At 32.9% G+C, this 4,568-nt stretch carries 6 protein-coding genes and 1 pseudogene; 5 read left to right on the forward strand and 2 right to left on the reverse strand.

What is annotated here, in order from left to right; genetic code table 11:
• The first annotated feature begins 367 nt into the window (after positions 1–367).
• Positions 368–733 carry a response regulator gene (locus tag ACIQ56_RS14765; RefSeq protein WP_397601809.1) on the forward strand — a complete coding sequence of 122 codons (366 nt, stop codon included), beginning with the start codon at positions 368–370 and terminating at the stop codon, positions 731–733.
• A gap of 8 nt (positions 734–741) precedes the next feature.
• On the opposite strand, the gene ACIQ56_RS14770 is transcribed toward ACIQ56_RS14765, so the two are convergent.
• Positions 742–1,044 carry a rhodanese-like domain-containing protein gene (locus ACIQ56_RS14770; RefSeq protein ID WP_397601810.1) on the reverse strand — a complete coding sequence of 101 codons (303 nt, stop codon included), beginning with the start codon at positions 1,042–1,044 and terminating at the stop codon, positions 742–744.
• A gap of 151 nt (positions 1,045–1,195) precedes the next feature.
• Between ACIQ56_RS14770 and ACIQ56_RS14775 the strand changes: the two genes are divergently transcribed.
• The 4 genes from ACIQ56_RS14775 to ACIQ56_RS14790 all read left to right on the forward strand — a co-directional run bounded on the left by ACIQ56_RS14775 (position 1,196) and on the right by ACIQ56_RS14790 (position 4,330).
• Positions 1,196–2,869: an ABC1 kinase family protein gene (locus tag ACIQ56_RS14775; RefSeq protein ID WP_397601811.1), complete on the forward strand. Its 1,674-nt coding sequence runs from the start codon at positions 1,196–1,198 to the stop codon at positions 2,867–2,869.
• Positions 2,870–2,872: 3 nt separating this feature from the next.
• Positions 2,873–3,283: a hypothetical protein gene (locus ACIQ56_RS14780; RefSeq protein ID WP_153421137.1), complete on the forward strand. Its 411-nt coding sequence runs from the start codon at positions 2,873–2,875 to the stop codon at positions 3,281–3,283.
• Positions 3,284–3,360: 77 nt separating this feature from the next.
• Entirely contained in the window at positions 3,361–3,873 is a 513-nt protein-coding gene (locus ACIQ56_RS14785) for a hypothetical protein (RefSeq protein ID WP_397601812.1), read from the forward strand.
• 109 nt (positions 3,874–3,982) lie between these two features.
• Positions 3,983–4,330, forward strand: coding sequence for a histidine triad nucleotide-binding protein (locus ACIQ56_RS14790; protein WP_397601813.1), 348 nt, complete (start codon positions 3,983–3,985; stop codon positions 4,328–4,330).
• Positions 4,331–4,362: 32 nt separating this feature from the next.
• Here the strand turns inward: ACIQ56_RS14790 and ACIQ56_RS14795 are convergent.
• Positions 4,363–4,568, reverse strand: a pseudogene (locus tag ACIQ56_RS14795) (DDE transposase); the annotation flags it as partial.

The raw sequence follows: 4,568 nt of genomic DNA on the forward strand, positions 1-4,568 counted from the left end.
TCTTTCAAAAGCAACTTGTTCTGACAATTTTAAAATTCTATTTTCCATCTCCATTTAAATCTCCTCCTCAAAAGGATATTTAATTCTGGATTTATGCTTTGTAAAAATCACTTATTGGGAGGACACACATCGACACCAACTAATAAACAGGAAAATGTTTTTGCCATAATAAACTCCTAATAAAATAGAAAAATACTTTCTCATTTTTATATTAAGAGACTTCATAACATTTTAATTTATGGCTTCTTCTCTATTTCATTTTTTGAACAGAAGGAATAAAAACTCATTCCATTATAAAAAAATATTCAAGTAAGCGAAAAAAAGACCGATAATAACATTTGTATATTGAAATAGCTGAGGGTTTTTTATGGCAAAGACAATTTTGATTGTCGATGACGTTCCCACAATTCGAAATCTTGCAAAATTCGCTCTTTCTAAAGGAGGCTTTAACGTTTTAGAAGCGCAAGATGGATCAGTAGGCTTGTCCGTAGCAAAAAGTAAAAACATAGATCTTGTGATTTCTGCTTTAAATATGCCTGTTATGGGTGGTTTTGAACTTGCAAAAGCCTTAAAAGCAGACCCAAAGACTCAAAATATTCCTATTTTTATTTTAACAAAAGATACCAATCCCGAAGATGCTCAAACAGGCAAAGAAATTGGTGTCAATGCTTGGTTTATTAAACCATTTGTACCTGATAAACTGCTTGCTGCAGTGAAAAAAGCTTTAAATTAATGACTAGGTTAAATTAAAGCTTTTAACTCAGGATAACCGCCAGGGCTTGCTACACGAGTTTCTTTAAAACCCATATAATTTAAGAACATTTCTGCTCTTTCGGCACGCCCCCCCGATTTACAATAAATAAAGATTTCTTTATCTTTTGAAATTTCTGAAAAACGTGAATCTAATTCAGCTACTGGAATATTTATACTTCCTGAAAGCATTCCTAATGAACATTCCTCAACATCGCGAACATCCAATAAAACCTTCTTATTAAGATCCCCATCTTTATACATTTTCACAAATTCAACGCTACTTAATTTCATTTTTACTCCCTTATTGAACAGCTCAATCAATCCTTACATATTTTTTGAGACTGCAACAGAATCCATTGGCACTTGTTACAGGTCTAATATACTAAAGTCATAGAAAGGTAATTCAAGATTACCTCGTTTGCTATTTTGAGGATTCAAATATATGCCTTCAAGTATTCTACAAAAATTTAGAAATGTTGGGAGACTAACCCATATAGTAAATATTCTAGCTCGTTATGGATTTAAAAGAGAGATACAAAGAACAGAACTTGGTGATCTTTTACAAAGTACGAATTCAGAAAATAATTCTCAAGAACAATCTCCAAATTATCATTTTTCCAGGGCAAAAAGACTTGCAATGGCATTTGAAGAGCTTGGACCAACTTTTGTAAAATTAGCGCAACTTCTTTCTGCCAGAGAAGATCTTTTGCCAAAAAGTTATGTTGAAGAATTTAAAAGATTATGTGATAAAGTGAAGCCTATAAATAAAGAAATCATTGAAAAAACCCTTGAAAATGAACTCCCTACCCATTTATTAGAAGAAATTGATTTTTTTGATTTTAATCCCATAGGATCGGCAAGCATAGGTCAAGTCCACAGAGCAACCTTAAAAGGGGGGAGCTCCGTCGTGTTTAAAATACAACGCCCAGACATTGATATTGCTATAAATAATGACTTGGCTATTTTAATGACCATTGCATCTATTTTAGAAACCGCTTTGCCTGAATTAAAACTTCTTCGCCCCACCATAATTGTAGCCGAACTTCGCCGTTCTCTTTTAAATGAACTCGATTACTCAAGAGAAGCAGCAAACACGGAACGAATGCGACAATTTTTCAAAAATCATGAAAATATCCATATTCCAGTAATAAATTATAAATTTTGTACTTCAAAAATATTATGTATGAGCGAAGTCACCGGTAAAAAATTTACGGAAAGTAACATTATCGATGGAGGACATAATTTAGTTAAAATTGCTGTTGAAGCATTTTTAGATATGACTTTTCAATTTGGAATTTTTCACGGAGATCTTCATCCTGGAAATTTAATAAAAATGGATGATGGAAAATTAGGGATTCTTGATTTTGGTCTGACCGTTCGTTTGAAAAGAGATTTAAGAAACACATTAGCATTTATGTTTTATTCTTTATCTAAACATGACATTGAAACTTGTGCGCGCCTTTTTGTTGAACTAACCGAAAAAGACGATTTAACTCTTAGTTCACAACTTGAGTCTGAAATATCTGAGATACTAGATAATATCATTTCTTTGCCCATTCAAGATCTGCATTTAGGAAGAACCTTAATGCGAATTGCACGCATATCTGCAAATCGAAATGCCCCTTTGGAAAGAGATCTTATTTTATTTTTTAGAGCATTAATCGCCCTAGAAAATTTTGGTAGAAGTGTTGATCCCAAATTTCAAATTCTAAATTTTGCTACTGAATATTATGAGAAAAATTCTCTTTTTCAGTTTGATAAAAAATGGTTCGAACGCAATATTGGTTTAGCAATGCATGATTCTGGTGCATTTATTAAAGATTTACCTATTACACTTCGTATTTTAGCTAAAAAACTACAATCAGGAACTCTGGCCTTCCAGTTTAAGAGTGAAGATATTATATTTTTAACAAGAGAATTAGATCGTGCATCAAATAGACTAAGCCTTGCTATACTTTTAGGATCTATTGTCCTAGGAAGTAGTATTGCTACTTATGGAAAACAGGGTAAACTATACGACTTCTTAGCTACCTTCGGCTTAATTGGTTTTGGGACGGCCGTAATTCTAGGATTATGGCTCATTATTGGTATTATTCGTTCAGGAAGATTTAAGTAAACTATGCTACCAGGTTTTTGTGTTGACATATGGCTATGCTACGGAAGCTTCTCTTATGGATTTGAAAGTAAAATTCATGATTTTGGAGAGAGTGAACTTGCGTTATGTTTACAAACTCATTCCGAAGAACAGTCCGATCAAATGGAATCTTTTTTTGAACAAGTTGTAGAAAAACCAAAAGGACTTTTAAGAGTTGAACTTAGGGTATATGGTCCTGAAAAAATATTTAAAAGACACAACATCAATGGACCTGTTTACTTATTTACAGACATGGTACCAAAACAAGGTCCAAAACACGCAGGCTCGCCTATTTTAAGGTTTTTTTCTATAAAAGGCATATCTCCAGCGAACTCAGAAAGCTGGATGAAACTCGTCCGTCAAATTTGGAATCAATTGCAACAAAAGCCCACATAAAAAAGATAGAATGCAAGTAGATTTGTTACTTTGATAAGGCCAATTTATTTTATACCATTGTCCTTGGAGGAATCACCTTGCGACAAAAATTGATTTCAAACAAATTTTCCTTTTGTATAAAGCTATTGTTTTTGTTTTTCCCCTTTTTGACTTTTGCGAAAGAGGAACATGCTGCTCCCCATAAAGAAAATGGAGAAGAAGTTTATGTTCCTAAAAAAGAAGCACCTAAGGCGAATGAACATGATAATAAAAAAGAAAAAGAAGGCTCTAAAACAGAGAACAAAGAAAAATCTCATGATGCCGCGAGTCATAATAAAGAAACAGCAAAAGAAGAAACAAAGCATAAAGATGCTCATAGCACAAATGAAGCTATGCCAAAATCAAATGAACATGAAGACAGCAAAGAAAAAATGTCTGATTCGAAAAAAAATATACATAAAGAAGAAGATTCTGGAAAAAACAAATACAAAGGAAATAAAATTGTTACTATAGATGAAGAAGATCCTTATGAAATACACAAGCCAATGGGTATTTTTTGGTTTGTAGGAGTTTTCCTCGTATTACTCATCGTCATATTTGTTTTTACCTAACTCCCTTTTAATTCACAAAATTTCTTTTTAAATATTTTCCTTTTTTAGATCTTATGTTATTCCTAAATATGTTTTTATTGATAATACTATTCATATGAAAGAATAACCTATGTCTGATAAAACCATTTTTGAAAAAATTCTCTCGGGCGAAATTCCCTGTAAGCCTATTTATGAGGATGAATATACTTTCGCATTTAATGATATAAATCCACAAGCACCTGTTCATGTTCTTGTGATTCCAAAAAATAAAATAATCAATGTCTCTGAATCCCAAGAATCAGATATCGAACAAATGGGAAGAGTTTTATTTGCCGCAAAAAAAGTGGCAGAAATAACGGGAATCATAAATTCGGGTTATAGACTTGTCATGAATAACGGAGAAAATGGTGGCCAAACCGTTTATTATATGCATTGCCACGTTTTAGGTGGACGCTCACTCTCCTGGCCTCCTGGGTAACTTTTTTGGCTCTATATGGATTCCAGGGTCTTTTATGAAAACAGTGTTTTGATCAAGTTTCCAAGTAAAGATCTTCCTCTTTTTTCTGGCATTATGAATAAATTCAAAAAATCCTAGGTACAGCGGCAATTTTTCTTGTGATATTCCTCGATGAGGTCTGAGCCAAGATCTTAATAATGACCAAAATCCTTCCATTGTATTAACATGTACCTCATGAAATCCATCGAGGAATATCACA

The organism is Silvanigrella sp., from assembly GCF_044369315.1.
Taxonomy (GTDB): Bacteria; Bdellovibrionota_B; Oligoflexia; order Silvanigrellales; family Silvanigrellaceae; genus Silvanigrella.